Annotated in this window: 26 protein-coding genes and 1 pseudogene; 15 read left to right on the forward strand and 12 right to left on the reverse strand. The window is 56.2% G+C overall.

The genetic code is table 11. From position 1 onward, the window contains the following. Positions 1 to 3: 3 nt before the first annotated feature. The 7 genes from ilvN to AB6731_RS17375 all read left to right on the forward strand — a co-directional run bounded on the left by ilvN (position 4) and on the right by AB6731_RS17375 (position 7,094). Entirely contained in the window at positions 4 to 291 is a 288-nt protein-coding gene (gene ilvN, locus AB6731_RS17345) for an acetolactate synthase small subunit (protein ID WP_014167986.1), read from the forward strand. A gap of 73 nt (positions 292 to 364) precedes the next feature. After that, complete coding sequence (gene uhpA / locus AB6731_RS17350; protein WP_014167987.1) at positions 365 to 958, forward strand: transcriptional regulator UhpA; 594 nt, start codon at positions 365 to 367, stop codon at positions 956 to 958. After that, a complete protein-coding gene (gene uhpB / locus AB6731_RS17355; protein ID WP_025206526.1) occupies positions 955 to 2,460 on the forward strand; it encodes a signal transduction histidine-protein kinase/phosphatase UhpB in 1,506 nt (501 codons plus the stop codon). The genes uhpA and uhpB overlap by 4 nt, the downstream gene beginning before the upstream one ends. Then, positions 2,453 to 3,772 (forward strand): MFS transporter, encoded by a 1,320-nt coding sequence (locus tag AB6731_RS17360; RefSeq protein WP_014167989.1) that lies wholly within the window; start codon positions 2,453 to 2,455, stop codon positions 3,770 to 3,772. Before uhpB ends, AB6731_RS17360 begins: the two co-directional genes overlap by 8 nt. Before the next feature lie 132 nt (positions 3,773 to 3,904). Next, positions 3,905 to 5,296 (forward strand): hexose-6-phosphate:phosphate antiporter, encoded by a 1,392-nt coding sequence (uhpT, locus tag AB6731_RS17365; protein WP_020882733.1) that lies wholly within the window; start codon positions 3,905 to 3,907, stop codon positions 5,294 to 5,296. Between the two features lie 154 nt (positions 5,297 to 5,450). Then, positions 5,451 to 6,455: an alpha/beta fold hydrolase gene (locus tag AB6731_RS17370; RefSeq protein WP_050737661.1), complete on the forward strand. Its 1,005-nt coding sequence runs from the start codon at positions 5,451 to 5,453 to the stop codon at positions 6,453 to 6,455. Positions 6,456 to 6,641: 186 nt separating this feature from the next. Beyond that, the gene (locus AB6731_RS17375) at positions 6,642 to 7,094 is read left to right on the forward strand and encodes a DUF1198 domain-containing protein (RefSeq protein WP_014167992.1); all 453 of its coding nucleotides are present in this window, start codon (positions 6,642 to 6,644) and stop codon (positions 7,092 to 7,094) included. Here the strand turns inward: AB6731_RS17375 and AB6731_RS17380 are convergent. Then, entirely contained in the window at positions 7,091 to 8,011 is a 921-nt protein-coding gene (locus AB6731_RS17380) for a LysR family transcriptional regulator (protein WP_020882730.1), read from the reverse strand. The genes AB6731_RS17375 and AB6731_RS17380 overlap by 4 nt on opposite strands. Before the next feature lie 186 nt (positions 8,012 to 8,197). Here AB6731_RS17380 and AB6731_RS17385 point away from each other — a divergent pair, with 186 nt between their 5' ends. The 6 genes and pseudogenes from AB6731_RS17385 to AB6731_RS17410 all read left to right on the forward strand — a co-directional run. Next, entirely contained in the window at positions 8,198 to 8,602 is a 405-nt protein-coding gene (locus AB6731_RS17385) for a hypothetical protein (RefSeq protein WP_371006603.1), read from the forward strand. 14 nt (positions 8,603 to 8,616) lie between these two features. Beyond that, positions 8,617 to 9,210, forward strand: a complete 594-nt coding sequence (locus AB6731_RS17390) for an HAD family hydrolase (RefSeq protein WP_371006604.1) — start codon at positions 8,617 to 8,619, stop codon at positions 9,208 to 9,210. Positions 9,211 to 9,231: 21 nt separating this feature from the next. Then, positions 9,232 to 10,452, forward strand: coding sequence for an MFS transporter (locus AB6731_RS17395; RefSeq protein WP_025206519.1), 1,221 nt, complete (start codon positions 9,232 to 9,234; stop codon positions 10,450 to 10,452). Then, a complete protein-coding gene (locus AB6731_RS17400; RefSeq protein ID WP_025206518.1) occupies positions 10,439 to 10,852 on the forward strand; it encodes a carboxymuconolactone decarboxylase family protein in 414 nt (137 codons plus the stop codon). Before AB6731_RS17395 ends, AB6731_RS17400 begins: the two co-directional genes overlap by 14 nt. Continuing rightward, the gene (locus AB6731_RS17405) at positions 10,849 to 11,052 is read left to right on the forward strand and encodes an acetyl-CoA acetyltransferase (protein ID WP_032679297.1); all 204 of its coding nucleotides are present in this window, start codon (positions 10,849 to 10,851) and stop codon (positions 11,050 to 11,052) included. Before AB6731_RS17400 ends, AB6731_RS17405 begins: the two co-directional genes overlap by 4 nt. Next, a pseudogene (locus AB6731_RS17410) lies at positions 11,022 to 11,177 on the forward strand (acetyl-CoA C-acetyltransferase); the annotation flags it as partial. The gene AB6731_RS17405 and the pseudogene AB6731_RS17410, both read left to right, overlap by 31 nt. Before the next feature lie 65 nt (positions 11,178 to 11,242). On the opposite strand, the gene AB6731_RS17415 reads toward AB6731_RS17410, so the two are convergent. Next, entirely contained in the window at positions 11,243 to 12,241 is a 999-nt protein-coding gene (locus AB6731_RS17415; RefSeq protein ID WP_020882725.1) for an aldo/keto reductase, read from the reverse strand. Positions 12,242 to 12,446: 205 nt separating this feature from the next. Between AB6731_RS17415 and nepI the strand changes: the two genes are divergently transcribed. Continuing rightward, on the forward strand, positions 12,447 to 13,637 hold the full coding sequence (gene nepI, locus AB6731_RS17420; RefSeq protein ID WP_044865934.1) for a purine ribonucleoside efflux pump NepI: 1,191 nt from the start codon (positions 12,447 to 12,449) through the stop codon (positions 13,635 to 13,637). A gap of 48 nt (positions 13,638 to 13,685) precedes the next feature. Here the strand turns inward: nepI and AB6731_RS17425 are convergent, their stop codons facing one another. From AB6731_RS17425 to AB6731_RS17450, 6 genes are all read right to left on the reverse strand, one after another. Then, positions 13,686 to 14,591 carry a DMT family transporter gene (locus AB6731_RS17425; protein ID WP_020882723.1) on the reverse strand — a complete coding sequence of 302 codons (906 nt, stop codon included), beginning with the start codon at positions 14,589 to 14,591 and terminating at the stop codon, positions 13,686 to 13,688. Positions 14,592 to 14,743: 152 nt separating this feature from the next. Then, positions 14,744 to 16,123, reverse strand: coding sequence for a carbohydrate porin (locus AB6731_RS17430; RefSeq protein WP_014168005.1), 1,380 nt, complete (start codon positions 16,121 to 16,123; stop codon positions 14,744 to 14,746). A 138-nt stretch (positions 16,124 to 16,261) separates the two neighbouring features. Continuing rightward, the gene (locus AB6731_RS17435) at positions 16,262 to 16,564 is read right to left on the reverse strand and encodes a PTS lactose/cellobiose transporter subunit IIA (RefSeq protein WP_014168006.1); all 303 of its coding nucleotides are present in this window, start codon (positions 16,562 to 16,564) and stop codon (positions 16,262 to 16,264) included. Then, a complete protein-coding gene (locus AB6731_RS17440; RefSeq protein ID WP_020882721.1) occupies positions 16,564 to 17,946 on the reverse strand; it encodes a glycoside hydrolase family 1 protein in 1,383 nt (460 codons plus the stop codon). Before AB6731_RS17440 ends, AB6731_RS17435 begins: the two co-directional genes overlap by 1 nt. Before the next feature lie 17 nt (positions 17,947 to 17,963). Further along, positions 17,964 to 19,289: a PTS cellobiose transporter subunit IIC gene (locus AB6731_RS17445; protein ID WP_014168008.1), complete on the reverse strand. Its 1,326-nt coding sequence runs from the start codon at positions 19,287 to 19,289 to the stop codon at positions 17,964 to 17,966. Positions 19,290 to 19,300: 11 nt separating this feature from the next. Then, on the reverse strand, positions 19,301 to 19,615 hold the full coding sequence (locus AB6731_RS17450; RefSeq protein WP_371006605.1) for a PTS sugar transporter subunit IIB: 315 nt from the start codon (positions 19,613 to 19,615) through the stop codon (positions 19,301 to 19,303). Positions 19,616 to 19,908: 293 nt separating this feature from the next. On the opposite strand from AB6731_RS17450, the gene AB6731_RS17455 reads away from it, so the two are divergent. Continuing rightward, a complete protein-coding gene (locus AB6731_RS17455) occupies positions 19,909 to 20,859 on the forward strand; it encodes a LacI family DNA-binding transcriptional regulator (RefSeq protein WP_014168010.1) in 951 nt (316 codons plus the stop codon). A gap of 27 nt (positions 20,860 to 20,886) precedes the next feature. Here the strand turns inward: AB6731_RS17455 and AB6731_RS17460 are convergent, their stop codons facing one another. The 4 genes from AB6731_RS17460 to AB6731_RS17475 all read right to left on the reverse strand — a co-directional run bounded on the left by AB6731_RS17460 (position 20,887) and on the right by AB6731_RS17475 (position 26,910). Beyond that, positions 20,887 to 21,183 (reverse strand): YicS family protein, encoded by a 297-nt coding sequence (locus AB6731_RS17460; protein WP_020882719.1) that lies wholly within the window; start codon positions 21,181 to 21,183, stop codon positions 20,887 to 20,889. Between the two features lie 131 nt (positions 21,184 to 21,314). After that, the gene (locus AB6731_RS17465; RefSeq protein ID WP_371006606.1) at positions 21,315 to 22,679 is read right to left on the reverse strand and encodes an efflux transporter outer membrane subunit; all 1,365 of its coding nucleotides are present in this window, start codon (positions 22,677 to 22,679) and stop codon (positions 21,315 to 21,317) included. Then, positions 22,679 to 25,789 carry an efflux RND transporter permease subunit gene (locus tag AB6731_RS17470; RefSeq protein ID WP_371006607.1) on the reverse strand — a complete coding sequence of 1,037 codons (3,111 nt, stop codon included), beginning with the start codon at positions 25,787 to 25,789 and terminating at the stop codon, positions 22,679 to 22,681. Before AB6731_RS17470 ends, AB6731_RS17465 begins: the two co-directional genes overlap by 1 nt. Further along, positions 25,789 to 26,910 (reverse strand): efflux RND transporter periplasmic adaptor subunit, encoded by a 1,122-nt coding sequence (locus tag AB6731_RS17475; RefSeq protein WP_322415999.1) that lies wholly within the window; start codon positions 26,908 to 26,910, stop codon positions 25,789 to 25,791. Before AB6731_RS17475 ends, AB6731_RS17470 begins: the two co-directional genes overlap by 1 nt. Positions 26,911 to 26,962: the final 52 nt, after the last annotated feature.

The following is a 26,962-nucleotide window of genomic DNA, read 5'->3' on the forward strand; positions in this document are numbered from 1 at the left end:
GCCATGCAGAAACAACATGATAACGTCATTCTGGAACTCACCGTCCGCAACCACCCAGGCGTGATGACGCACGTCTGTGGGCTCTTTGCCCGCCGCGCGTTTAACGTGGAAGGTATCCTCTGTCTGCCCATTCAGGGCAGCGAGCATAGCCGCATCTGGCTACTGGTGAATGACGATCAGCGTCTGGAGCAGATGATTGCGCAGATCGACAAGCTGGAAGATGTCGAGAAAGTGGTGCGCAACCAGTCCGATCCCACCATGTTTAACAAAATTGCGGTGTTCTTCGAGTAAATAGCGCAAAGCTTGAACCCCCACGCGCTTATCGTTAAGGTAAGCGCGTTTTTTAACCCGCCAGGAACGCGCCATGACCACCATCGCCCTTATCGACGACCACCTCATCGTCCGCTCCGGATTTGCCCAGCTGCTGAACCTTGAGCCTGATTTTCAGGTGGTGGCGGAGTTCGGCTCCGGTCGCGAGGCGCTGGCAGGTTTGCCCGGGCGCGGTGTCCAGGTCTGTATCTGCGATATCTCGATGCCGGATCTCTCCGGGCTTGAGCTGCTGAGCCAGTTGCCGAAAGGGATGGCGATCGTGATGCTCTCGGTCCATGACAGCCCGGCGCTGGTGGAGCAGGCACTGAACGCAGGCGCACGCGGATTTCTTTCCAAGCGCTGCAGCCCGGACGAACTGATCGCTGCCGTGCGCACGGTCTCCACCGGCGGGTGCTACCTGACGCCGGATATCGCCATCAAGCTGGCGGCAGGGCGACAAGACCCACTCACCCGACGCGAACGTCAGGTGGCAGAAAAACTGGCACAGGGGATGTCGGTGAAAGAGATTGCCGTGGACCTGGGGCTGTCGCCAAAAACCGTTCACGTTCACCGCGCTAATCTGATGGAAAAACTCGGCGTCAGTAATGACGTTGAGCTGGCGCGCCGCATGTTCGACAGCTGGCAATGAACCCGCTGTTTTCACGGCTGATCGCCGTTGCTGCCAGTTTTTCCATTTTCTCCGCCGCCTGGTTCTGCCTGTGGAGCATCAGCCTGCATCTGGTTGAACGCCCGGAGCTGGCGGTGCTGCTTTTCCCGTTTGGCCTGCGTCTGGGGCTGATGCTGCAATGCCCGCGCGGTTTCTGGCCGGTACTGCTGGGCGCCGAATGGCTGATGCTGGTCTGGCTGGCGCAGGAGGTGGCGCTGGCGCACTTGCCTTTACTGGTGACGGGCAGCGTACTCACGCTGATCCCGGTGGCGCTGATCTCCCGTTATCGTCACCAGCGCGACTGGCGCACGCTGCTGCGTCAGGGGGCTGCGCTGATTGCCGCCGCGCTGTTGCAGTCCCTGCCCTGGACCGGCGAGGAGGAGATGCTTAACGCCCTTCTGTTGACGCTGACCGGCGGTCTGACGCTGGCTCCCACCTGTCTGGTTATCTGGCACTACCTCACCAGTACCGTCTGGCAGCCGCTCGGACCGGCGCTGGTCTCTCAGCCGGTAAACTGGCGCGCCCGGCATCTTATCTGGTATCTGCTGCTGTTTGCGATCAGCCTGTGGCTGCAGCTTGGCCTGCCCGATGAGCTGTCGCGCTTTACCCCGTTTTGCCTGGCGTTGCCGATTATTGCCCTTGCGTGGCACTACGGCTGGCAGGGCGCGCTGATTGCCACCCTGATGAACGCTATCGCGCTGATTGCCAGCCAGACCTGGCACGATCACCCCGTCGATTTACTGCTCTCCCTGCTGGCCCAGAGCCTGACCGGGCTGCTGCTGGGGGCCGGGATTCAGCGCCTGCGTGAACTTAACCACTCATTACAAACTGAGCTGGCGCGTAATCGCCGTCTGGCAGAACGCCTGCTGGAAACGGAAGAGAGCGTCCGGCAGGAGGTGGCCCGCGAGTTGCACGATGACATCGGCCAGACCATTACCGCCATTCGCACTCAGGCGGGCATCGTTCAGCGTCTGGCGGCCGAAAACGCCGGCGTAAAGCAGGGCGGGGCACATATCGAACAGCTCTCTCTTGGCGTGTATGACTCGGTGCGGCGACTGCTTGGCAGGCTGCGACCGCGCCAGCTGGACGATCTTACGCTTGAGCAGGCGGTACGGTCTCTGATGCGCGAGATGGAGCTGGAAAGCCGCGGGATCGTCAGTCATCTTGACTGGCGCATCAATGAATCTTTGCTGAGCGAGGGCCAGCGCGTCACGCTGTTCCGCGTCTGTCAGGAAGGGCTGAATAATATTGTTAAGCACGCCAGCGCCAGCGCGGTAACGCTGCAGGGATGGCAACAGGATGAACGCCTGATGCTGGTGATTGAAGATGATGGCTGCGGTCTGCCGCCGGGCTCCGGCCAGCTGGGTTTTGGCCTGGCGGGCATGCGTGAGCGCGTCAAAGCGTTGGGTGGCACCCTGACGATCTCCTGCACCCACGGCACGCGCGTCAGCGTCAGTTTACCGCTGAGGAGTCAGCATGTTTAAAACCCCGGCGAATGCCGCCCCGCTAAACGATAAACGTGAAATTGACGCCCGCTATCGTTACTGGCGTCGCCATATCCTGATCACCATCTGGCTGGGGTATGCGCTTTTTTACTTTACCCGCAAAAGTTTCAACGCCGCCGCGCCGGAAATCCTCGCCAGCGGGGTGATGACACGCACCGATATTGGTCTGCTGGCGACGCTGTTTTACATCACCTACGGCCTGTCGAAGTTCTTCTCCGGTATCGTCAGCGACCGTTCGAATGCCCGTTATTTTATGGGCTCTGGACTCATTGCCACCGGGGTGGTGAACATTCTGTTTGGCTTCTCCACCTCGCTCTGGGCCTTTGCGCTGCTGTGGGCGTTGAACGCCTTTTTCCAGGGATGGGGCGCGCCGGTGTGTGCCCGTCTGCTCACCGCCTGGTACTCGCGCAACGAGCGTGGCGGCTGGTGGGCTATCTGGAACACGGCGCATAACGTCGGGGGGGCGCTTATTCCGATGGTGGTCGGGGCGGCGGCGCTGCACTACGGCTGGCGCACGGGAATGATGATTGCCGGCGGGCTGGCGATCGTTGCCGGGCTGTTTCTTTGCTGGCGACTGCGTGACAGGCCACAAACCGTGGGCCTGCCCGCGGTAGGCGACTGGCGGCACGACGAGATGGAAGTCGCTCAACAGCAGGAAGGTGCAGGGCTGACGCGTAAAGAGATCCTCACCAAATATGTGCTGTTAAATCCCTATATCTGGTTACTCTCCCTCTGCTACGTGCTGGTCTACGTGGTGCGTGCGGCGATCAACGACTGGGGCAATCTGTATATGTCCGAAACCCTGGGCGTCGATCTGGTGACCGCCAACTCGGCGGTGACGATGTTCGAGCTGGGCGGCTTTATCGGCGCGCTGGTGGCGGGATGGGGCTCGGATAAGCTCTTCAACGGTAACCGCGGGCCGATGAACCTGATCTTCGCCGCCGGGATTTTACTTTCCGTTGGTTCGCTATGGCTGATGCCGTTTGCCAGCTACGTGATGCAGGCGGCGTGTTTCTTCACCACCGGCTTTTTCGTCTTTGGCCCGCAGATGCTGATCGGCATGGCGGCGGCGGAGTGTTCACACAAAGACGCCGCGGGGGCCGCGACGGGCTTTGTCGGGCTGTTTGCTTACCTTGGCGCTTCGCTCTCCGGCTGGCCGCTGGCGCGGGTGATCGACGTCTGGCACTGGAGCGGTTTCTTTGCCGTGATCGCCATCGCGGCAGGAATTTCGGCCCTGCTGCTGCTGCCGTTCCTGCATGCGCAGGCGCCGCGCGAGGCACACGAAGCGTGATGTGCTTCACCTTTTCATCCCGAATGGCGCAAAACTAAGAAATTTTCCTGGTTTCACCTGGACGCTGTCTCAGGCGTCGCTCCCGGCTGGTTTTTACAATGCTGCAAAAATCAGCTCAGGAGTAAACCAATCATGCTGGCCTTCTTAAATCAGGTGCGCAAACCGACCCTGGATCTGCCGCTCGATGTGCGGCGTAAAATGTGGTTCAAACCGTTCATGCAGTCTTACCTGGTGGTCTTTATCGGCTACCTGACCATGTACCTGATCCGCAAAAACTTTAACATCGCGCAGAACGACATGATCTCAACCTACGGGCTGAGCATGACGCAGCTGGGGATGATTGGCCTGGGCTTCTCCATCACTTACGGCGTGGGTAAAACCGTCGTTTCCTACTACGCGGACGGCAAAAACACCAAGCAGTTCCTGCCGTTTATGCTGATCCTCTCCGCCATCTGTATGCTCGGCTTCAGCGCCAGCATGGGCGCGGGCTCCGTCAGCCTGTTCATGATGATCGCCTTCTACGCCCTGAGCGGTTTCTTCCAGAGTACCGGCGGGTCGTGCAGTTACTCCACCATCACTAAATGGACCCCTCGCCGCAAGCGTGGTTCGTACCTCGGCATGTGGAACATCTCCCACAACCTCGGCGGGGCGGGTGCGGCAGGCGTGGCGCTGTTCGGCGCAAACTACCTGTTCGACGGCCACGTGATCGGCATGTTTATCTTCCCGTCGATTATCGCCCTGATCGTCGGCTTTATTGGCCTGCGCTACGGCAGCGACTCCCCGGAATCGTACGGCCTCGGCAAAGCCGAAGAGCTGTTCGGTGAGGAGATCAGCGAAGAGGACAAAGAGACCGAAGAAAACGAGATGTCCAAATGGCAGATCTTTGTTGAGTACGTGCTGAAAAACAAAGTGATCTGGCTGCTATGCTTCTCCAACATCTTCCTGTACGTGGTGCGTATCGGTATCGATCAGTGGTCGACCGTGTATGCCTTCCAGGAGCTGAAGCTCTCCAAAGAAGTTGCGATTCAGGGCTTCACCCTGTTCGAAGTGGGCGCGCTGGTCGGCACGCTGCTGTGGGGCTGGCTCTCGGACCTCGCCAATGGTCGCCGTGCGCTGGTGGCCTGCGTCGCGCTGGCGCTGATTATCGCCACGCTCGGCGTCTACCAGCACGCCAGCAACCAGTACGTTTACCTGGCGTCCCTGTTCGCGCTCGGCTTCCTGGTGTTTGGTCCACAGCTGCTGATCGGCGTGGCAGCAGTTGGCTTCGTACCGAAAAAAGCGATCGGCGCTGCCGATGGAATTAAAGGCACCTTCGCCTACCTGATCGGTGACAGCTTCGCCAAGCTGGGTCTGGGTATGATCGCCGACGGCACGCCGATTTTCGGCCTCACCGGCTGGGCGGGCACCTTTGCCGCGCTGGATGCCGCCGCCATCGGCTGTATCGTCCTGATGGCGATGGTCGCGGTGCTGGAAGAACGTAAGATCCGCCGTGAAAATCGGATGCAGAAATTAAAAGTAGCCTGAGTGTGCAGGTAACTTCTTTGCCCGGTTGACCGCCGGGCTTTTTTTTACATCCCACCTTTACCCCCCTTTACAGACCCGCTCCCTGCAATGCTCTACATTTTAATTTTGCTGCCGCACCCCGCGGCTTTTGTCCGTTTTGTTATGGAGAGCTTGCATGGTAAACCGACGACTATCCTGTCTTGCGCTATTGGTGGCGCTTGCCTCCCCCGCCCTGGCGGCGGATGCGCCGACGTACGGCGAGAAGCTGGAGGGGTTTGATTACGCCTGGCCGGTTAAGCATTTCACCTTTACCTCGCAACATCAGCCGCTTGATATGGCCTATCTGGACGTTAAGCCAGAAAAACCCAACGGCCGCACCGTGGTGCTGATGCACGGTAAAAACTTCTGCGCCGGAACGTGGGAGGGGACTATCCGCGCGCTTTCCGCCAGCGGATACCGCGTGGTGGCACCAGACCAGATTGGTTTTTGTAAATCCACCAAACCCGAGCATTACCAGTACACCTTCCAGCAGCTGGCGGATAACACCCACGCGTTGCTTAAGCAGCTCGGCGTCGATCGCGTGACGGTTATTGGGCACTCGACCGGCGGCATGCTGGCGACCCGCTACGCGCTCATGTGGCCGCAGGAAGTGGAACAGCTGGTGATGGTTAACCCGATTGGTTTAGAAGACTGGAAAGCCCGCGGCGTACCGCATATTACGGTCGATCAGTGGTATCAGCGTGAACTTAAAACCAGCGCCGATGGTATTCGTCAGTACGAGAAAAATACCTACTATGCCGGGGAGTGGAAGCCGGAGTATGAGCGTTGGGTGACGATGCTGGCCGGGCTGAACAATGGGCCGGGCAAAACGCGTGTCGCCTGGAACTCAGCCCTGCTTTACGACATGATTTATACCCAGCCGGTGATCTACGAATTTGGTGAACTGAAGATGCCGGTATTATTGATGATCGGCACCAAAGACAACACCGCCATCGGGAAAGACCTCGCCCCGCCGGCGATCCGCAAGACGCTGGGCAACTATGCAGTACTGGGTAAGGAGACGGAAAAACGCATTCCGCATGCGACGCTGGTTGAGTTTAACGACATGGGCCATGCGCCGCAGATGCAGGACCCTCAGCGCTTCCATGACGCGCTGCTGAAAGGGCTGCAGGTACGTTGACCGGTCTAAAGCAACAGCCCCGCAGCCCGTTCTGCGCGGGCTGTCTTCCGCGCACTACTCGCCAGCACACGTGGCGCTGCCCTCATAACGATTTTCCACCTTTTTTCACTGCACTATTATGGCCTTGCCCGCTGTCGACGCCGCGCGTTTCCCGCTATGATGAGCGGCTGACGTAGAGGAGAACGCATGGTCTGGATAATGCTGGCAACGCTTGCCGTGGTGTTTGTGGTGGGATTTCGGGTCCTGACCTCAGATTCACGTCGCGCAATTAAACGCCTGAGCGAGCGGCTGGGGATCACCCCGGTTCCTGTAGAATCGATGATCGATCAGTTCGGTAAAACGCCCGGCAATGAGTTTATCCGCTACCTTGAACGCCCGGACGAAGCGCATCTGCAAAACGCGGCCCAGGTGCTGCTGATCTGGCAGGTCTGCATTGTCGACGGCAGTGAAGAGAATTTGCTTGCCTGGCACCGTATGCTGCGTAAAGCCCGTCTGGCCGCGCCGATCACGGACGCGCAGGTCCGTCTGACGCTGGGTTTTATGCGTGAAATGGAGCCCGATCCGCAGGAGCTAAACGCCTTCCAGTTGCGCTATAACCAGCTTTTCCTGCCGGAAGAGGGCGTGTTTTACCTGCATTAAGCCGTTTTCCCGCATAACACATTCTGTGCGTTAAGAATCTCCTCTCTATTTTCATTGAGGCGAGTGGCGGCATAGATATCTATGTTTAACCTTTTTGCCTCGGCGTCCGTGAGTTCACGGTAGCAAAGTCCTTCCTGATTAAAGGTGCATTTCGACTGAGGCAGTAGCGCAAATCCTTTCCCTCTTGCGATACGGCTTAGCATCACAAGGGTATCATCCGGCTCTTTTATCCGCTTCAGAGGCGTTTTCAGCGTATCAAAGTAGCTTTCGCATTTGTCGTAAAATGACGGGTTGGCACTTCTGGAAAACCAGAAAATGGGAAGATCGCTAATATCCTCCAGCGCGACTTTCTCTTTCAGGCTGGCAGGGTGTAAAGAGGGCATTGCGATGAGCAACGGTTCCTGGCAGACCCAGCGGTATTGAACAATGTCTTCATGACCCGTTCCTTTTTCACCGGTCAGCACCAGATCCAGCATGTTTTTAGACAAGCTTTGCAGCAGTTGGGCTGACGTCAGGTCCGGCGTTTCGACATCATCTCCCGCGTTCATTTTGTGAAGCTGGGTATTCACGGGTTCAATATATTCAAAATTAAGGGTCCGTGTGAGTCCAATACGCAGGCTCGTTTCAGAAGAGAGAGGATCTTCTTTTAGGTTACTGATGTCTTTGAGTATTTTTTCAGCCTGAACAACCAGCGCACGGCCTGCTTCTGTGAGGCTAACGTCATGCGTGTTGCGGCTGAACAACTGACGTTTCAGAACCGCTTCAAGGCATTTTATCTGACGCGTCAATGGCGGTTGAGTCATGCGTAGGCGTTCGGCAGCCTTACGGAAGTTCAGTTCATGTGCGACAGCGAGAAAGCATTGTAATTGTTTGATACTGGGCAGGTTATTGCTGATTAAATGTTCTGCTGTGGCCATACGTGGGTCCTGAATGCGAAAAGGTATTTCGTCTTTTTTCCATTTCGATATTACACGCTAAATGCGGGCAGTAAACCCATTTCAACAGTAATACCAAAAATATATTACAAATTTAACAATTCCAATTGTTTCCTATATTGATAAATTTCTACCCGAATCCTCACTCAATCAATATTCGGAGTAATTATGTCGTCTAAATATGTACTGGTATCACGCTTCCCGTTAAAAAATACTTTTACTGAGAAAGATTTTACTTCCTTAAAAAGCAATGAAAACGTTCGCTACTATTCCTGTGAAGAAAACGGTGTTAATGAACTGCTGGAACTGCGCGCTTTTAATGACATTAAAGAAATTGCGTGGGCTGAGAGTGAAATGGAATCCATGTTCCATCGTTTCTCTGCTGTTCTTTCTGCCGATATTCGTCGCGAACTGCTTAAGTTTGTTGAATCCCCAATCGATAATAAAAAGAGCTTACCCGAATCAAATTATATTCAGCTTCGTCACGTTGAGGTGCCCGCGCATAACTATCAGCAGTATCGTCAGTGGCGCGATGAAACCACGCCGCATTTTTTGACGTTGATGAGACGCTAATAAATATTAAAAGCATGTTTGATTTCTATGACTTCTGGTGCAGGGAAAATAATCAAAACGATCGTCTTCAACGCTATATGTCTCGTTTTCGCGTCGACGTAAAAAACGGTGTGCCAAGGGAGACACTGAACAGAGAGTATTATCGCCAGTTTAAAGGTGTGTCTTGTCGTTATCTGGAAGAAATGGGCGATGAATGGTTCAGGCGTAAGCCAGAAAACGAATTTTTTATTGAGAGTGCCGTTTCAGCACTTAAAAGCCATCAGAGACAGAACATGTACATCGTATTTATATCGGGCTCTATGCTTCCGATTCTGTCACCCATTGCGAAATATCTTGGGGTAACGGACATACTCTGTGCTCCGTTAATAATAAATGACGCAGGCGAGTTGACGGGGGAAATCGGCCTGCCCGAAACAATTGGAGCGGGTAAAAAAGATGCCCTGATGACGTTTTGCCGGGATAAGGAGATTAATCCAGCGGATTGTTATGCCTACGGTGACGATCTTTCGGATATTCCAATGCTCGAAGCCATTGGGCATCCCGTCTGTGTGGGAGAGCATTCCGCGCTTACCCGATATGCAGCAGAAAAAAATTGGCACATTATTTAAACCATTATTGAGGTAAGTAGTATGACTTCAGAACTCTCTCCGCAAAATATGACGTTAAGGTCATGGCTTGCGTTATTCATTCTGGCTATTTCAACGTTTACTATTGTCACTACCGAACTGGCGCCGGTCGGATTATTAACGCCAATCGCAGAGGGATTACGGTCTTCGGAATCCGCGGTGGGCATGACCGTGTCGCTTTATGCCTGGGTGGGGGCGTTGAGTGCGCTGTTTGCCTCCGTCTTTTTAGGCAATGTGGCTAAGAAGCGGCTTTTACTCGTGCTCACCGTGGTGCTTCTGATCTCTAACGTCATGGCCGCGACGGTAAACACCTACGGAATGCTGCTTAGTGCCCGCGTGCTGGGCGCGCTTGCACACGGTGCATTCTGGGCGATGATCGGCGCAACGGCGGTTGCCATGGTTCCTGCCAGATATATTGGTGCGGCGACGTCAATCGTATTTGGTGGCGTTTCCGCAGCAAGCGTTTTTGGCGTACCGGTTTCCAACTACATTGGTATCCACTTCGGCTGGCGGCAGGCATTTTGGCTGATGGCCGCGCTGAGCGTAATTGCCTTTGTGGGTATTAGCGTGCTTGTTCCCCAGATCGCCAGCAAAAGCGCGCTTGGCCTGGATGCGCTTAAGGGTGTGCTGAAATCGTCTACCCTGTGGAAAATTTACTCAGCAACCCTGCTGGCTGTTACGGCGCACTTTGCCGCCTTTACGTACATTGAACCCTGGCTTCACACGCAGAGTTTACTGTCCACCGCCTTTATTCCCGCCGTGCTTTTTGTTTACGGCATCGCGGGTCTGGCCGGTAATTTCCTGACCGGCGTGATGATTGATAAGTATCTCAAGCTGACGGTTTCGCTGTCTGTACTGCTGATCTGTGCAGTGCTGCTGTTTCTGGGCCTGTCAGGTTCCTCGCTCTCTGCTGCGCTGATATTCACCAGCATGATTATCTGGGGCGTTGCCGTGTCAGGAATATTTGTCGGCTTCCAGACGTGGGTTTTACGTATGGCTGAAGATAAAGCCTTCCCGGCCTCCGCAATCTACGTTTCGTTTTTCAATACCGCCATTGGTATCGGCGCGTCGGTCGGTGCCTGGATGGTTTCATCATTTTCAATGCCGCTCCTGTATATCGTCGCCGGCACGGCTATCGGCCTGTCCGTTCTGCTTGTCGCGGTTATTCCTGCAACCTTGACCGCAAAACAATCCCGTATGGAGAAATCTTATGAGTCAAATTAATGACCGCACGCGCTATGGCAGAGAGATCATGGACCGTCTTGAAGCAGGGCTCGCGGATAAAGTCACCCGCCGCCTGAGCGAACTGGACCCGGGCCTGCCCGCCCTGATAACCGACTATGCGTTCGGGGATGTGGTGGGACGTCCGGGACTGGAGCTCAAAACGCGCGAAATGCTGACTGTCGCCTCGCTTGTGACGCTGGGTAATGCTATGCCGCAGCTGGAACTGCACATGAGAGGCGCGCTCAACACCGGCGTGACGCCGGAAGAGCTGCTTGAAATTGTGATACAGATGGCGGTGTATGCCGGCGTTCCCGCCTGTATGAACGGTCTTACCGCCTACCGCGCGGCAATCGCTGCGACGGGTCATACGTTGCCGGGACTGAAAGGGAGTGACGCATGAGCGAGGTTGTCATTATTGCAGCCCGCCGCACGGCGACGGGCGCATTTCTGGGCGCGCTTGCGGAGCATTCCGCCGCTGACCTGGGAAGCTGGGTCATTCAGGCGCTCCTGAAAGAATCTGGCGTAGAGGCCAGTGATATCTCTCAGGTCATTATGGGTCAGGTTCTTACGGCGGGGCAATCGCGCTTGGGCATGCGATAGGCGCATCCGGCTGCCGGATTGTGGTGACGCTGGTTCATGCCCTGGTCCGTAATGACGGCAAGTGTGGCGTCGCCGCGCTGTGCGTAGGTGGTGGGGAAGGCGTCGCGCTGAGCGTTTATCGCTAACGGCACGGCGTATCCGAAATAAAAAAACCGGGAAAACCCGGTTTTTTTATTTTCTTGATGAGGTATCAGGCGTTCACGCCCTTCATACCCTCGGCAGAATAGCGATCGCCTTTAATCGCTATCCGGCGATGCAGGTTGTTCAATGATTCAATATCGCTCTTCTCAAGCTCAATGTTGGCAGCGCGCGCGTTCTCGGCCAGATAGCCGGTGTGCTTAGTGCCCGGGATGGGAACCAGCCGATCGTATTGCGCTAACAGCCAGGCAAGGGCAATCTGACCCGCGGTACAGCCGTATTTCGCCGCCAGCGGGTGGATGACATCGAGCAGCTGGCGATTATGATCAAGGCTGGACTGCATAAAGCGCTCGTTATTTTTACGGAAATCACCCTCTGCAAATTCGCTATTGTTCAGGTATTTTCCCGTCAGGAAGCCTCTGCCAAGAGGCGAGTAGGGCACCAGACCAATGCCTAACGCTTTCACGACCGGCAGAATGCTTTCCTCGATATCGCGTGTCCAGAGAGAATATTCCGTTTGCAGCGCGGTGACCGGATGTACCGCATGGGCCCGTTGCAGCGTTGACGCCGACACTTCGCAAAGGCCGATGTGGTTGATCTTGCCCTCTTTCACAAGGGTGCGCAGACAATCCATACTCTCTTCGACCGGGGTGGTGTTACTCAGTCTGTGTAGATAAAAGAGGTCGATTCGCTCCACGCCAAGCCGCTTGAGGGACTCATTACAGCAGCGGATGATATAGTCAGGCGTATTGTTGATGGTGCGGGCATAAGACTCGTCGGGAGAGCGATCGATGCCGCATTTCGTGGCTATTTTGAACTGCTCGCGAGTGCTTTTATCCAGCCCGGCAAGAAAATGACCGATTAGTCTTTCATTATGACCACGGCCATATAAATTTGCGGTATCAATAAACGTCACGTTCAGATCGATGAGGCTATGCAATACCCGCAGCGAGGCGTTGTCATCAGTCTGGCCATAAAATTCACTCAGACCCATGGCACCGTAGCCGACGGCACTGACGGTAAGATTTTGAGATAAATTACGTGTTTTCATAGTTTCTCCTTTTCAGACGCTATGATTGTTTCACCTCAAATGTGGATACTGAATTTTCATTTTCGTTATGCAGAAAAGGTATCAGTCGACGACGCTCTCTCCAGGCTCAATAAAAACGACAAAAGTTGTCAAATCGTTAAATCCGTCACACTTTTGATGATAAACTGCGCGACTTTTCCGCACGTTTTTATCTTCAGGTGACGCCATGACAGAACACATTCAGCCCACACCCAGACCGCAGACCCAGGAGGTCACTCGCCCCAACTGGTCGGCGGTTTTCTCCGTGGCATTTTGCGTTGCCTGCCTGATTACCGTTGAGTTTCTGCCGGTGAGCCTGCTGACGCCGATGGCGCAGGATCTGGGCATTTCCGAAGGCGTGGCGGGGCAGTCCGTCACCGTGACCGCCTTTGTGGCGATGTTCGCGAGCCTGTTTATTACCCAGGTGATCGGCACCATCGACCGCCGTAAAGTGGTCATTCTGTTCAGCGTGCTGCTGACGCTCTCCTGCCTGCTGGTCTCTTTTGCCAATAACTTCACCCTGCTGCTGCTGGGTCGCGCCTGTCTGGGGCTGGGATTAGGCGGCTTCTGGGCGATGTCGGCCTCGCTCACCATGCGTCTGGTTCCCGCGCGCACCGTGCCGAAAGCCCTCTCCGTGATCTTTGGTGCTGTTTCGATTGCGCTGGTCATTGCTGCGCCGTTGGGCAGTTTCCTTGGCGGGATCATCGGCTGGCGTAACGTCTTTAACGCTGCCGCGGTGATGGGGGTGCTTTGCATTCTCTGGGTCTGGAAAGCGCTGCCGTCCTTACCGGGGGAAGCGGCACACCATAAACAGAATATGTTCAGCCTGCTGAAGCGCCCGGGCGTGCTGGCGGGGATGACCGCCATCTTTATGGCATTTGCCGGACAGTTTGCCTTCTTCACCTATATCCGCCCGGTATTCATGAACATGGCCGGGTTTGATGTGGATGGCCTGACGCTGGTGCTCCTGAGCTTCGGTATCGCCAGCTTTGTCGGCACCTCGCTGTCGTCCGCGTTCCTGAAGCGTTCCCTGAAAGTGGCGCTGGCGGGCGCGCCGCTGGTGCTGGCAATTAGCGCTGCGGTGCTGGTGCTGTGGGGCAGCGATAAGTGGGTTGCGTCGGCGATTGCGATTATCTGGGGCTTTGCTTTTGCGCTGGTGCCGGTGGGCTGGTCGACGTGGATCACCCGCTCGCTCGCCGATCAGGCGGAAAAAGCCGGGTCGATTCAGGTCGCGGTGATCCAGCTGGCGAACACCTGCGGTGCGGCGATCGGCGGCGTTGCGCTGGACCATCTGGGGCTGACGTCACCGCTGGTGATTTCAGGAACCCTGATGCTGCTGACCGCGCTGCTGGTGGCGGGGAAGGTTAAGGCGAAGTAATGCTTTTCTCCCTCTCCCGTGGGAGAGGGATGGGGTGAGGGCATCAGGCTACGCCGATGTCTGAACCCGTCTTCTCGAATCCATCGAAATCAGCACCACCGACGACACAATCAGCAGCGTGCCCAGCCAGTCCGGCAGCGTAAACGCCACCCCAAGCAAAATCACCGACAGCAGGGCGCTGCTCAGCGGCTCGGCACAGCTCAGAATGCTCGCCTTCGGCCCGCCAATCATCTGCGCGCCTTTCAGATACAGGCTGAACGTCAGCGCCGTGCCAATCACCACCAGATAGAAAAACGCCAGCAGCAGGCTGCCATCAATCACGAAGGTGGTCCCGCGTCCGGCGTAGAACGGCGTCAGCACGACCCCCGCGATTAACATACTCCAGCCAACAATCGGCAGCGTGCCGTAGCGGGCGATCAGCGTCGACGGGTAGGTTGTATAAAACGCGGCGGCAAAGGCCGAGGCGATACCGAAGAACAGGGCGGCAGGGGAGATGGAGAGCGAGGTTGGATCGCCGTGGGTGACCAGCAGGAAGGTGCCGACAAGTGACGTCAAAATGGCGGATAAAACAAACACGCCGGGACGTTTTTTCCTCGCCAGCGCGAACCACGCGACGATGATCGTTGGCGAGAGAAACTGCAGCACGGTGGCCGTCGCCGCGTTGGATTTTTCAATCGTCAGCAGGAAGGTGAGCTGGACGGTGAGCGCACCAACCAGCGAGAAAAACAGCAGGCTGAGGGCGTCTTTACGATGTTTGATGACCGAGAAAATCTTGTCGCCATGCACGAAGGAGAGGGTCAGCAAGATGACGCCGGTAAACAGCAGGCGAATCATCGTCAGGTAAGGGGACGAGATCTGGCTTTTCTCCATGATGTACTGCGCGCAAACCCCTGAGCTGCCCCATAAAACGGCGGCGATCAGAACGTTGAGCATTCCTTTACGTGTGGAACCCATGTTCTCCCCTGTTATGTTGGTTTTTGTGTAGCATAACATGGGTCTTGCCGGGTGCGGTGTGGCTTGATGCCCTCACCCCGACCCTCTCCCACAGGGAGAGGGCGCAAACACGAAAAACGGCAACGTGCGTTGCCGTTTTGCTTTTACCTTGCTTAGAACCACGCTTCCCACATCGCGCCGACGTTGAAATCATCCAGCGTCTCATCTTTTGTACCGTTCACACGGGCGGTGCGTTCGTTATCCACTTTGCCGCCGGTCACGTAGAAGCGCAGCATTGGGCGGAACTCAGGCCCCATGGCGATAGACATGTTCTGCGACAGGGTCAGCTTCCAGCCTTTGTTATCACCGCCATTGTCGTAATCCACGTGCTGCCAGCCCGCTTCCAGCCAGGTGGAGTGAACGTCGTTCCACCAGTGCATCGGACGCACGATGGCGTTGTAGTTCTTACGGTTGTCGGTTTTATCGCGGCTGTTGTCGTAGTCGTGGAAGGCGAGGATGTACTCCACCTGCGTGGCCTGGGTGAATTTGTACAGCCCTTCGAAGCTGGCGTAGACCGTCGTCAGATCCTCGGTTTTGTTGAATACGCTGTTGTCCGCGTTATCAGAATAACGGGCAATCACCTTATTCACGCCGCTGTCGTTGGTGTGGCTCAGTACCACGCCGCCCTGCCAGGCCTTCAGACGCTCTTCACTCTCAATGGCTTTGGAGTCAAAACCGTAGTTCGCGTACAGCTCCAGATCCAGCGGGCCGACTTTCATGCCGTGGATTTTTGAGGTCGCAGCGTAGTTACCCTTGTCGCCCGTGCCGGAACCGCCGGTACAGGTAATGCGCGACGGGTTCGCCTCATCTTCCATCACTTCCGGGCTACAGGATTCCACCGCGGCCACCGCGGCAACGTCAAACTGCACGCCGCCGATGTCGAAGTTCTTCACCCCGGCACCCTGGCCGTCGTGGTTCATCCAGAAGTAATCGTTGATACCCTGCTGTGGACGCTGGTGGAAGTCACGGCCGGCCCAGAAGTAGGCGTTCGGGTTGGAGGCCATAATGTTGGTCACACCGGCATAGGCTTTTTTCAGGTTAACCTCGTCGCCCCAGTGGTCGATCATCACGTTGATGTCCCATATGGCACCGTTGTCGCCCTTGAAGGCTTTGGAGAGCTGGAATTCACCGCCGTTGCCTTCGTTACCCAGACGACCAATCGCGGATGCGCCGTTATAGGAACCGTCTACCGCCACGTATTTCTGATCGGCTGCCTGGAAGTGCGCGCCGTAGCGGGCATAGCCGGTAAATTTAACCCCAAACGGAATCGCGAGGTCCGGTGATTGCGCCGCGCTTTGCGGTTCGGTGACCACGTCCGCTTTTTTCGCGACGGCGGCGTCCATTTTGGCCTGCCGTTCGGCCAGCGCTTTGTCTACCGCTTTCGCCACGATGGCGTCGATTTGCTCTTGCGTAAATTCTTGTGCGAGTACAGAAATTGGGCAAAGCGCGGCGACAACCGCCATGGTTAATGGAAGTTTTTTAATATAATTCATGGTTATCTCAATATAGTTTAATTTTATTCAGACAATAACCATCCCGCTCCGATCTGACAGAGTTTGTCGCTATCATCAGAACAAGTGGATTTCTATTTTAGGTACAGAGTGATTACATTAACGTTTTTTCGCCATACATTATCTCTGATATAAATGGATTATTTCTTCGGATAATTCACGTGCCAGCAGGGAATTCATTAAATGATCCTGCGCGTGAACCATTATTAAGGTCATCGGCTGGCGGGCTTCGCCCGCATCCTGTTCGATCAATTTGGTCTGCATTTTGTGCGCCTGGCGCGCGTAGCCATCGGCTTCGCGCAGCAGGCTTTTGGCTTCGTCAAGGTTGCCCTGACGCGCCGCGTGCAGGGCTTCAAAGCACAGGCTACGCGACTGACCGGCGTTGACGATAATTTCCATTACGGCTTCTTCTAATGCGATCATTACACTGACTCTCTGTCAAAACTGTTATTTAATGCGGTGGCGGCAAACCACTCGCCGCTTTTCTTGATGGTGCGCTGCTGGGTAGTTAAATCGAGCTGGATAAATCCGTAGCGATTTTTATACGCATTACACCACGACCAGTTATCAATAAAGGTCCACATATGGTAGCCAAGACACTGGCACCCTTCGCTAATACCTTTATGCAGCCAGGCCAAATGTTCGGAAATAAAATCGATGCGGTATTGATCGTTTATCTGACCATTCTCAATAAAGCGCTGTTCATTTTCGACACCCATACCGTTCTCAGAAATAAAACAGCGTGGGTTACCGTAATTGTCGCGCAGGTTAATCAGAATATCGTAAATACCCGGCTCATAAATTTCCCAGCCACGGTATGGATTCATCTTGCGGCCAGGCATTTCGTAATTATCAAAGAACCACTCCGGCATAAACGGGGCCTGTGGGTTCACCGCACTGTCACGGCATTTCACGCGACGCGGCTGATAATAGTTAATGCCGAGCAGGTCGATTTTTCCTTCCGCAATCAGGAAACTGTCTTCCGGTTTGCAGGCGGGGAGCTGATCGTAAGATTTCAGCAACGCCACCAGATCCGCCGGGTATTCGCCGCGCAGGACGGGGTCAAGGAAGCTGCGGTTAAACATCAGGTCCGCAATGTGTGCCGCTTTGACGTCAGCCGGGTTTTGCGAGCGCGGATAGGACGGCGTCAGGTTCAGTACGATACCGATCTCCCCGGCGTAGTGCCCGGCACGGTAAGCGCGTACCGCCTGCGCATGCGCCAGCACGGTGTGATACGCCACGGTGGCCGCACGACGGAAATCCACCACGTTGGGATAGTGGAAATCGTACAGATAGCCGCCTTCCACCGGCACAATCGGCTCGTTGAAGGTAAACCAGTGCAGCACGCGATCGCCAAACAGATCGAAGCAAATCTGCGCATAACGGGCGTAAGCGTCCACCACGTTGCGGTTTTCCCAGCCGCCAATCTCCTGCATCGCCATCGGCATGTCGAAGTGGAACAGGGTGATAAACGGGGTAATACCCTGTTCAATCAGCTCATCAATGACCTGATGATAAAAATCGACCGCTTCCGGGTTCACTTCACCGATACCGTCGGGGATCAGGCGCGCCCAGCTAATCGAGGTGCGAAAGCTGTTGTGGTTCAGCTGCTTTAACAGCTGAATGTCCGTTTTCCAGTGTTGATAAAACGTGGAGGTGTGCTGCGGTCCCACGCCATTATGAAAACGGTTTGGCTCGCGGGCAAACCAGTAATCCCAGGTGGTTTCACCCTCTCGTGTCCCTTCGGTCTGGAGGGCGGAGCTTGCGCTGCCCCACCAGAAATTATCGGGAAATGCGTATTTCATGACCTTTCCTCTTTGACTTAATGACTTGCTGTTTCAGCGGCACCGACGGTTGCCTGGGCTTTCTGCTCTTCGTTTTTCATCAACGTACGCTCGTAAGCACGCAGGAACGGCAGATACATCAGCGCTGACATCACCATACACACCAGACACATCACCACCGGGCTCAACGCCCAGTTTGCCGCCCACGATGCGCCAATAGGGGCCGGGGTCGTCCACGGGGTTAACGACACCACCTGTGCCAGCCAGCCCATTTTGGTGGCGCCGTACGCCAGGCAGGCGTTCACCAGCGGAACAAACACGAACGGGATAAACAGCATCGGGTTCATGATGATTGGCGCGCCGAACAGAATCGGTTCGTTGATGTTAAAGAAGCTGGGCACAACGCCCATTTTGCCGATGGTGCGCAGGTGTGTGACGCGGCTGCGCAGCAGCAGGAAGGCCAGCGGAAGCGTGGAGCCGACGCCGCCAATCAGCAGGTAGTGGTCCCAGAAACCCTGCAGGTAAACGTGTGGCAGCGCCGCGCCAGCCGCCAGTGCCGCCTGGTTTGCGGACAGGTTGGCCATCCAGAACGGGTTCATGATGCCGGTGACAATCAGCGAGCCGTGGATACCGGCAAACCAGAAGATCTGGCACAGCAGCACGGAGAGCAGAATGGCAGGCAGGGAGTCAGACGCAGAGACCAGCGGTTCCAGCAGGTGCATAATCGCCTGCGGGATAATCATCCCGGTTTGTGCTTCGATAAACAGGTTCAGCGGGTGCAGGGTACCGATCACCACCATGACCGGGATCAGGATCTCAAACGAACGCGCTACACCGGTCGGCACTTCTTTCGGCAGACGGATGGTCACGTTGTTCTGCTTCAGCCACGCATACACGCGGGTGGAGTAGATGGCGGTGATCAGCGCGGTGAAAATCCCCTGGCCGGAGAGGTACTGGGTCGAGATCTTGCCGTCGGCATACGGAGCCGCCACCAGCAGGAAGGCCATAAAGGCCAGCAGACCGGACATCACCGGATCGAGGTTAAACTGACGCCCCAGGCTTGCACCAATCCCCACCGAAATGAAGAACGTCATCACGCCCATGCTGAGGTTGAACGGCAGCATCAGCTGTTCACGGTAAGTCTGGGAGAAATCCAGCCAGCCGCGGGCAAAGCTGTTCGTCGTATCCGCGGAGAAGGGCGGGAAGATGAACACCAGCATAAACGAGCCGATGATCATAAACGGCAGCGCGGCGGTAAAGCCGTCGCGGATGGCAATCACATACTTTTGCTGGCCGAGCTTCGCGGCCAGCGGGGTAATTGACTGCTCAATAACCGCGACCATTGATTGATATAACGAACTCATGTGAACACCTTTTAGTGTGCCGCGTCGATGAGCGACAGAGCATAGTCCAGTACTTTATCGCCACGTTGCATACCGTAATCCATCATGTCGATGGGTTGGACCGGGATGCCCTTTGTAGCCGCCTTGTCTGAGAGTGTCTGCAACATGTACTTCACCTGGGGTCCGAGAAGGACAACCTGGTACTGCGGAAACTGCGTATCAAATTCGGAAACGCCATACGCGTCTATTTTTACCGGCAACCCGCGCTCTTTCGCGACATTGACCATTTTGCTGACCAGCAGGCTGGTGGACATCCCGGCAGAGCAACACAGCATAATCTTGAACATCGACAACCATCCTCTAAATGTAAAAAGTTATTGCGAGGATGATTGGACATTATACGGAAACCGGTTTCCATTTATAAAAGACAGAAGTGTGACAACCATCAAGATCCACTACTTATGACGCTAATTAACCAGATGCAAGTCACATAATTTGCGCGTTTTGACATCATTTTGAGTTGAATTGGAAAATCGGTTTCCATGAAAAACGGAAAAGGATATACTCCATTCTGGCTATAATATGAGCCGTAGCGGTGATGGAATTTGCAGGTGCGAAGTAAGCCTGCCAGGGGAAAGAGATGTCGACAATCAATGATGTATCACGTCTTGCCGGGGTGTCTAAAGCCACGGTATCGCGAGTGTTGAGTGGGTCGCGTGGCGTAAAGGAAGCCAGCCGCCAGGCCGTTTTAAAAGCGGTTGATGAACTGAACTACCGGCCCAATGTAATTGCGCAGTCGCTGCTGAGCCAGTCGACGGGGTGTATTGGGGTGATTTGCGCGCAGGAGAATATTAACCAGACCACCGGTTATCTTTACGCGCTGGAAAAGCACCTCAGCCAGCATCAAAAACATCTGCTGTTGCGCTTCGCGCATACCAAAGCGGAAGTGATGCACGCCCTGGAAGAACTTTCCTGTGGGTTATGTGATGACATCCTGGTGATTGGCGCGCGTTTCCCGCTGGACGTCGAGATGGACAATGTCATTCTCGTTGACTGTATGGAGTCCGATAATTCTAACAGCATCCAGTTCGATCACGCCTTTGCCGCCGAAACCGCCTGTAACTATCTGACCAGCCAGGGGCGACGCCAGATAGCCCTGATCCATCCGCAAGGCAGCGGTTTCGCCGACCAGGTGTTGCTGGGCTATAAACACGCGCTGGAGAAAAATTTCCTGCCCTTTAATCGCAACCTCGTCTTTATGGATGCCACCTCCTCATCCGTTGCGCTGCAGGAGTTGCTTAACAATGCGAGCACGCTGAATTTTAACGCGCTGCTGGTGGCGGACGAACAGGAAGCTCAGCGGGTGATCCCGCAGCTGCAGGCGTTTAATAAATCCGTGCCGGATGACATTATGGTCTTTAGCCTTGCCGGATCGCTGCATCTGCCGGGTATCCCGGTGATCCCGGCCATTGAATACTCGATGGATGCTATGGCGGCACGTATTGTGGGCTGGCTGACGGAGAAAACGCAGATGCTGGGGTCCTATGTTCTGCGCGGGGATTTGATTATTCCGGATGTACGAAAGCGCTAAAAAAAAGCGTGAAGCCCGGCTTCACGCTTAATAATCTTCCATACAATCTACCTGACTGACCGCGTCCCAGTAAGCATCCAGATTGTCGCGCTTCACGGCCGTGATAGCGTTTTTGATCAACAGTTGATTGGCCTCAGACGACAAAATCATCGCCTGCCAGGCTTTATCGCTCTGCTTTTTCTGGGGCGTGCAGGCCTTCTTCACATCTTTAAGGATCTGCTGCTTTATCTGGGCCTCTTTCACGGGATCGTCTTTTTCCTGGGCATGGACAAACGCGGCGAAGAGCAGACAAACGAGCAGGCAAACCAGGTGTGCAGCTTTCATCAAAATCCCCTTTAGACGTCACAGGCTTCCCATGAAATATATCGTTACATTCAGTGTAGCGACGCCAGCCGAAAGTATGAATTTTTGTCTTCCTGCGTATGATAACCCTGCACCCGGACCGGCACCGGCGGTTATTGAATCCCTCCGCCCAGCGACTGCCACAGCGTAATACGGTTTTCAAAGTCGGTCTGCTGCAGGGCAATCAATGATGCCCGTGCCGACCACAGGGCGCGCTGCGCGGTGAGAACGGTCAGGTAATCACCCGCCCCCACCTGATAGCTGCGCGTTGCCACATCCAGCGTTTTTTGCTCTGCCGCCACGTATTCACGTTGCGCGTCAAGCTCTTCACTCAGGGTTTCGCGGCGCGCCAGCGCATCGGCTACATCTTTGAACGCGCTCTGGATGGTTTTCTCATAGGTGGCAATCAGCCCTTTTTTCTCCGCTTCGGCATAGCGCAGTTGCGCCATGTTATTGCCGCCGCTGAACAGCGGCAGGGAGATGGACGGCGCGAACGACCAGACCTTCATGCCGTGGCTGAACAATGACGAGAGCGAATCGCTGCCGACCCCGGCGCTGGCGGTAAGCGACATCGTCGGGAAGAAGTTGGCGCGCGCAGCACCGATGTTGGCATTGGCGCTCAACAGGTTATGTTCAGCCTCCTGAATATCCGGGCGACGCAGCAGCGTGGCGGAGCTAACGCCCGCCGGGATCAGGGTGATGGCGTTATCGCTCAGGCTCTCCAGCGTACCGGGTAGCAGGTTTTCCGGTACCGTCTCGCCCGCCAGCAAATTCAGGGCGTTTTTGTCCTGCATCACCAGCGTCTGATAGCTGGCGACGCTGGCGCGGGCTTGCTGATAAACCGCCATTGCTTCGCTGACATCCGTTGCGGCGGCGACCCCGACGTCCTGCTGACGCTGCACAATCTTGAGCGAGTTCGCTGCGCTCTCCTGAGTGGATTTAGCCAGCGCCAGATTGCTGTTATCTGCCGCCAGAGTAATCCAGGCGGTGGTCAGCTCGCTGACCATTGTCAGGCGCGTGTTCTGCGCCGTGAACTCGCTGGCAAGCCAGGTTTCACGCGCGGCGCGCGAGAGGCTCTGGTTACGACCGAACAGATCCAGCTCGAAGCTGGAGACGGTGCCGTTAGCCTCATCGCTGGTGCTCACGCCGCTGGCCAGCGTGCGGTTGCGGGTATGGCTCAGGCTGGCATCCACCGACGGGAACAGAGACGAGCGCGTCTCACCATACTGGGCGCGGGCGGCGTCGATATCAGCAATCGCTTTTTGCACATCGCGGTTGCTGGTGAGTGCCATTGTTACCACCCTGTTCAGGCGGTGATCGTTCATCACCTGCTGCCACTGGCTGACCACGGCGGTGGCTTCGCCGTGGGCGCCCGGCAACGTGGCCGGGACGGGCGCGTCAGGACGCTGATAGGTAGGGTCTAACGAAACACAGCCTGCGCTCAGCAGCGCTAACACTAAAACAGATACACGAAACATTATGACCTCCGGTTTGCGTGCTTACCGGAGAAGAGACGTTTCACCAGTACGAAGAATAATGGAACAAAGAAGATGGCCAGCAGCGTTGCCGCGAGCGTCCCGCCGATGATGCCGGTCCCAATCGCCACGCGGCTGTTGGCGCCTGCACCGGTGGCGACGGCCAGCGGTGTTACCCCGGCGATAAACGCCAGCGACGTCATGATGATCGGACGCAGTCGCGTCTGAGCCGCACGCAGCGCGGCACGCGTCAGGGAGTAACCTTCCGCGACTTTCGCCTCCGCAAACTCAACGATCAAAATGGCGTTTTTCGACGACAGGCCGATGGTGGTCAGCAGCGCCACCTGGAAATAGACGTCGTTGCTCAGCCCGCGCAGCGAGGCGGCCAGCGCCGCACCCAGCACCCCAAGCGGGATCACCAGAATGACTGAAATCGGCACCGACCAGCTCTCATACAGCGCGGCCAGGCACAGGAATACCACCAGGATGGAGAGGGCATACAAGCTCATCGCCTGACCACTCGCCAGTTTCTCCTGTAACGACAACCCGCTCCACGCCCAGGTTGTGCCGGATGGCAGGTTGTTCGCCAGCTGTTCCATCCGGGTCATCGCCGTACCGGAGCTGGCACCACTGGCGTTCTCGCCCTGAATTTCATAGGCCGCCGAGCCGTTGTAGCGCACCAGACTCTCCGGGCCATACTCCCAGCGCGTAGTGGCGAAAGCGGAGAACGGCGTCATGGTGCTGTCGCTGCCGCGCACGTACCATTTGTTGAGATCGGAAGGCACGGCGCGGTAATCGCTGTCTCCCTGGATGTAGACCTTTTTCACGCGGCCCCGATCGATAAAGTCATTCACGTAGGTTCCGCCCCAGGCGCTGGAGAGGGTATCGGTGACGTCGCTCAGGGAAAGCCCCAGCGATACGGCTTTGTTGTTGTCGATATCCACATGCAGCTGTGGCATCTGCGGCAAATCATTGGCGCGAACGGCATGCAGGGAGGTGTCCTGATTCGCCTGGCCGATCAGCTGATTACGCATCTTCAGCAACATGTCGCGATCGGTGCTACCGCTGGCCATGAGCTCGAAGGTAAAACCGTTGCTCTGGCCGAGGCCGTCTACGGCCGGGGGCGTCATGGCAAAAACGGTGGCATCGCGAAGGGAGCCGAGTTCCTGAGTGGCGCGCAGGGCAATCGCCTGAGCGGTGTTCTCGTCGCCTTTACGCTCGGACCAGTTTTTCAGGGAGACAAACGCCATCCCGGCATTCTGGCCGCTGCCGCTAAAGCTAAAGCCCTCGACCGTAAAAATCACATCGGTGTTGGCTTTCTCTTTAGTGAGGAACCACTCGCGAACCTGACGACTGATCTCCGCGGTACGTACCGCTGTCGCACCGGCAGGCAGGGTGTACTGCACCATGATTTCACCCTGGTCCTCCGTGGGCAGGAAGCTGCCGGGCAGCTTCAGCATTGCCACGGCCATCGCGCCACAGAGCAGGGCGTAGACCACCAGCATGCCCGCGGAGCGGCGCAGCGCGCGCAGGACTTTATTCTGGTAGCCATGCTCGGTCTTACTGTAGAAGCGGTTAAACGCGCCGAAAAACCCTTTTTTGTGAGGAGGCGTATGGCGCAGTACCGAGCCGCAGAGCGCGGGTGTCAGGGTCAGCGCCACCACCACCGAGAGGATCATCGCTGAGATAATGGTGACCGAAAACTGGCGGTAGATGACGCCGGTTGAGCCGCCGAAGAAGGCCATCGGCAGAAACACGGCGGAAAGCACCAGCGCAATGGCGACCAGCGCACCGGAAATTTCGCCCATCGATTTTTCGGTGGCTTCGCGGGCGGGCAGACCTTCATCGCGCATAATGCGCTCGACGTTTTCCACTACCACGATGGCGTCATCGACCAGCAGACCTATCGCCAGCACCATCGCAAACAGTGTCAGGGTATTGATGGAGTAACCGAACAGCGCCAGCACGCCAAAGGTGCCCAACAGAACCACCGGCACCGCCAGCGCGGGGATGAGCGTGGCGCGAATGTTCTGCAGAAACAGATACATCACCACTACCACGAGGATAATGGCCTCAAACAGCGTCTGAATCACATCTTCCACCGAGATCTTAATGAACTCGGTGCTGTCTTTCGGATAGGCCACGTCATAGCCTTCCGGCATAGCCCGTTTGAATTCGGCAATTTTAGCTTTCACCGCGGTAGCGGTATTGAGCGCATTCGCGCCCGGCGAGAGCATCACCGCCATACCGGCTGCCGGGTGGCCATTCAGCCTGGCGGTAGCCGTGTAATCCTCGCTGCCCATCTCCACGCGCGCCACGTCGCCGATACGCACCACTGCGCCGCTGGACTGGCTCTTAACGATGATATTTTTAAACTGATCGACCGTCTGCAGGCGCGACTGGGCACGCACGGTGGCGGTCAACTGCTGGGTACCGGACGCGGGTAACGCGCCGATTTTACCGGCAGAAACCTGCACGTTCTGCGCTTCAATAGCGCTCTGAACGTCGGATGGCATCAGCGAGTACGACGCCAGCTTTGCCGGGTCAAGCCAGATGCGCATGGCGTATTCCGCACCAAACACCTGCAGGCTGCCGACGCCCTCTACGCGTGCCAGCGGATCCTGCATATTACTCACCAGCCAGTCGGCGATATCCGAACTGCTGGCATGGTCGGTTTTATCGTACACGCCCATGATCAGCAGGAAGTTACTCTGCGATTTTTGCACCGTAATGCCAGCCTGCTGTACCTCGGTCGGCAAGCGCGACTCGGCCTGCTGAACTTTGTTCTGCACCTGAACCTGCGCGGTATCCGGGTCGGTTCCCTGTTCGAATGTGACGGTGATGCTTACCGAGCCGTCCGAACTGCTGGTGGAGGTAAAATAGAGCAGGTTATCCAGCCCGGTCAGCTGTTGCTCAATGACCTGGGTGACGCTGTTTTCCAGAGTCTGTGCCGACGCGCCAGTGTAGGTGGCAGAGATTTTTATCGACGGCGGGGCGACGTCGGGATACTGCGCGACGGGCAGGGTACGGATCGCCAGCACCCCGGCGAGCATAATCAGAATAGCAATCACCCAGGCAAAAACCGGGCGACGCACGAAGAAGCGGGAAAACATCAGGCGTTTCCTCCCGCGGTTTTCATCTCTTCGGCGTTAACTTGCTGACCGGCGGTCACTTTATCGGTGCCTTCCACAATCAGCTTATCGCCAGCCTTCAGTCCACTCAGCACCAGCCATTTGTCGCCGTAGGTGTCACCCGTTTCCAGCTGACGTTGTTCCACCTTATTGCCGGCCCCCACCACCAGCGCGGTGGCGTTGCCTTTGGCATCTCGGGTAATTCCCTGCTGCGGGGCGAGGATGGCCTCGCTCATTACCCCTTCATCCACTCTGGCGCGAACAAACATCCCGGGCAGAAGCTGATGCTGCGGGTTGGGGAAGACAGCGCGCAATGTGACCGAACCGGTGGATTCGTCCACTGCCACTTCAGTCAGGGCCAGACGGCCTTTTTCCTGATAGGTGCTGCCATCTTCAAGGATCAACGACACGCTCAATGTCTCGCTGTTGCTGGCAAGCGTTTGTTTGCGTAATCGCAGAAGATCGGCGCTGGAGCGGGTTAAATCGACGTACATATTGTCCAGGCCGCGAATGGTGGCGAGCGCGGTCTCTTGCTGGGCAGTGACCAGTGCGCCGGGGGTGACCGAAGAGATGCCAATACGTCCGGCAATCGGGGCGGTCACCGTGGTCCAGTTGAGGTTAATGCGCGCGCTTTCCTGGGCTGCTTTTTTCGACTCCACGCTGGCCTTGTCCTGCGCGCAGGTGGACTTTGCATTTTCGGCATCCTGACGCGATACGCCGTCGTCTTTCACCAGTTGTGTATAGCGTTGAGCTTTCTGGCAATCGGCCTGCACCAGCGCCTGCGCCTGTTTCAGGGCCGCGGCGGCTTCATCGTAGGCGGCGCGGTAGCTGGAAGGGTCAATTTGATACAGCGCCTGTCCGGCTTGCACGGTATCGCCTTCGGTAAAGAGCCGTTTCTGAATAATGCCGCCCACCTGAGGACGCACTTCCGCGCTCATGGCGGCCGTGGTGCGTCCGGTCAGTTCACTGACCACGGAAACGGGTTGGCTCAGGAGCGTAACAATCCCCACTTGCGGGAGGGGATGTTGAGGAGCAGATGTTTGTGCATTATCGCACCCCGTCAGGAGGAATAATGCTGCGATGGAGGTTGTTATGGCTTTCATAATTTTTTCCAGGGTGAACGATGCCTGCCCTGTTAATGGCTTAACAAGGAAG

Origin of the sequence: Enterobacter sp. RCC_40 (assembly GCF_041360735.1) — a bacterium.
GTDB lineage: Bacteria > Pseudomonadota > Gammaproteobacteria > Enterobacterales > Enterobacteriaceae > Enterobacter > Enterobacter ludwigii.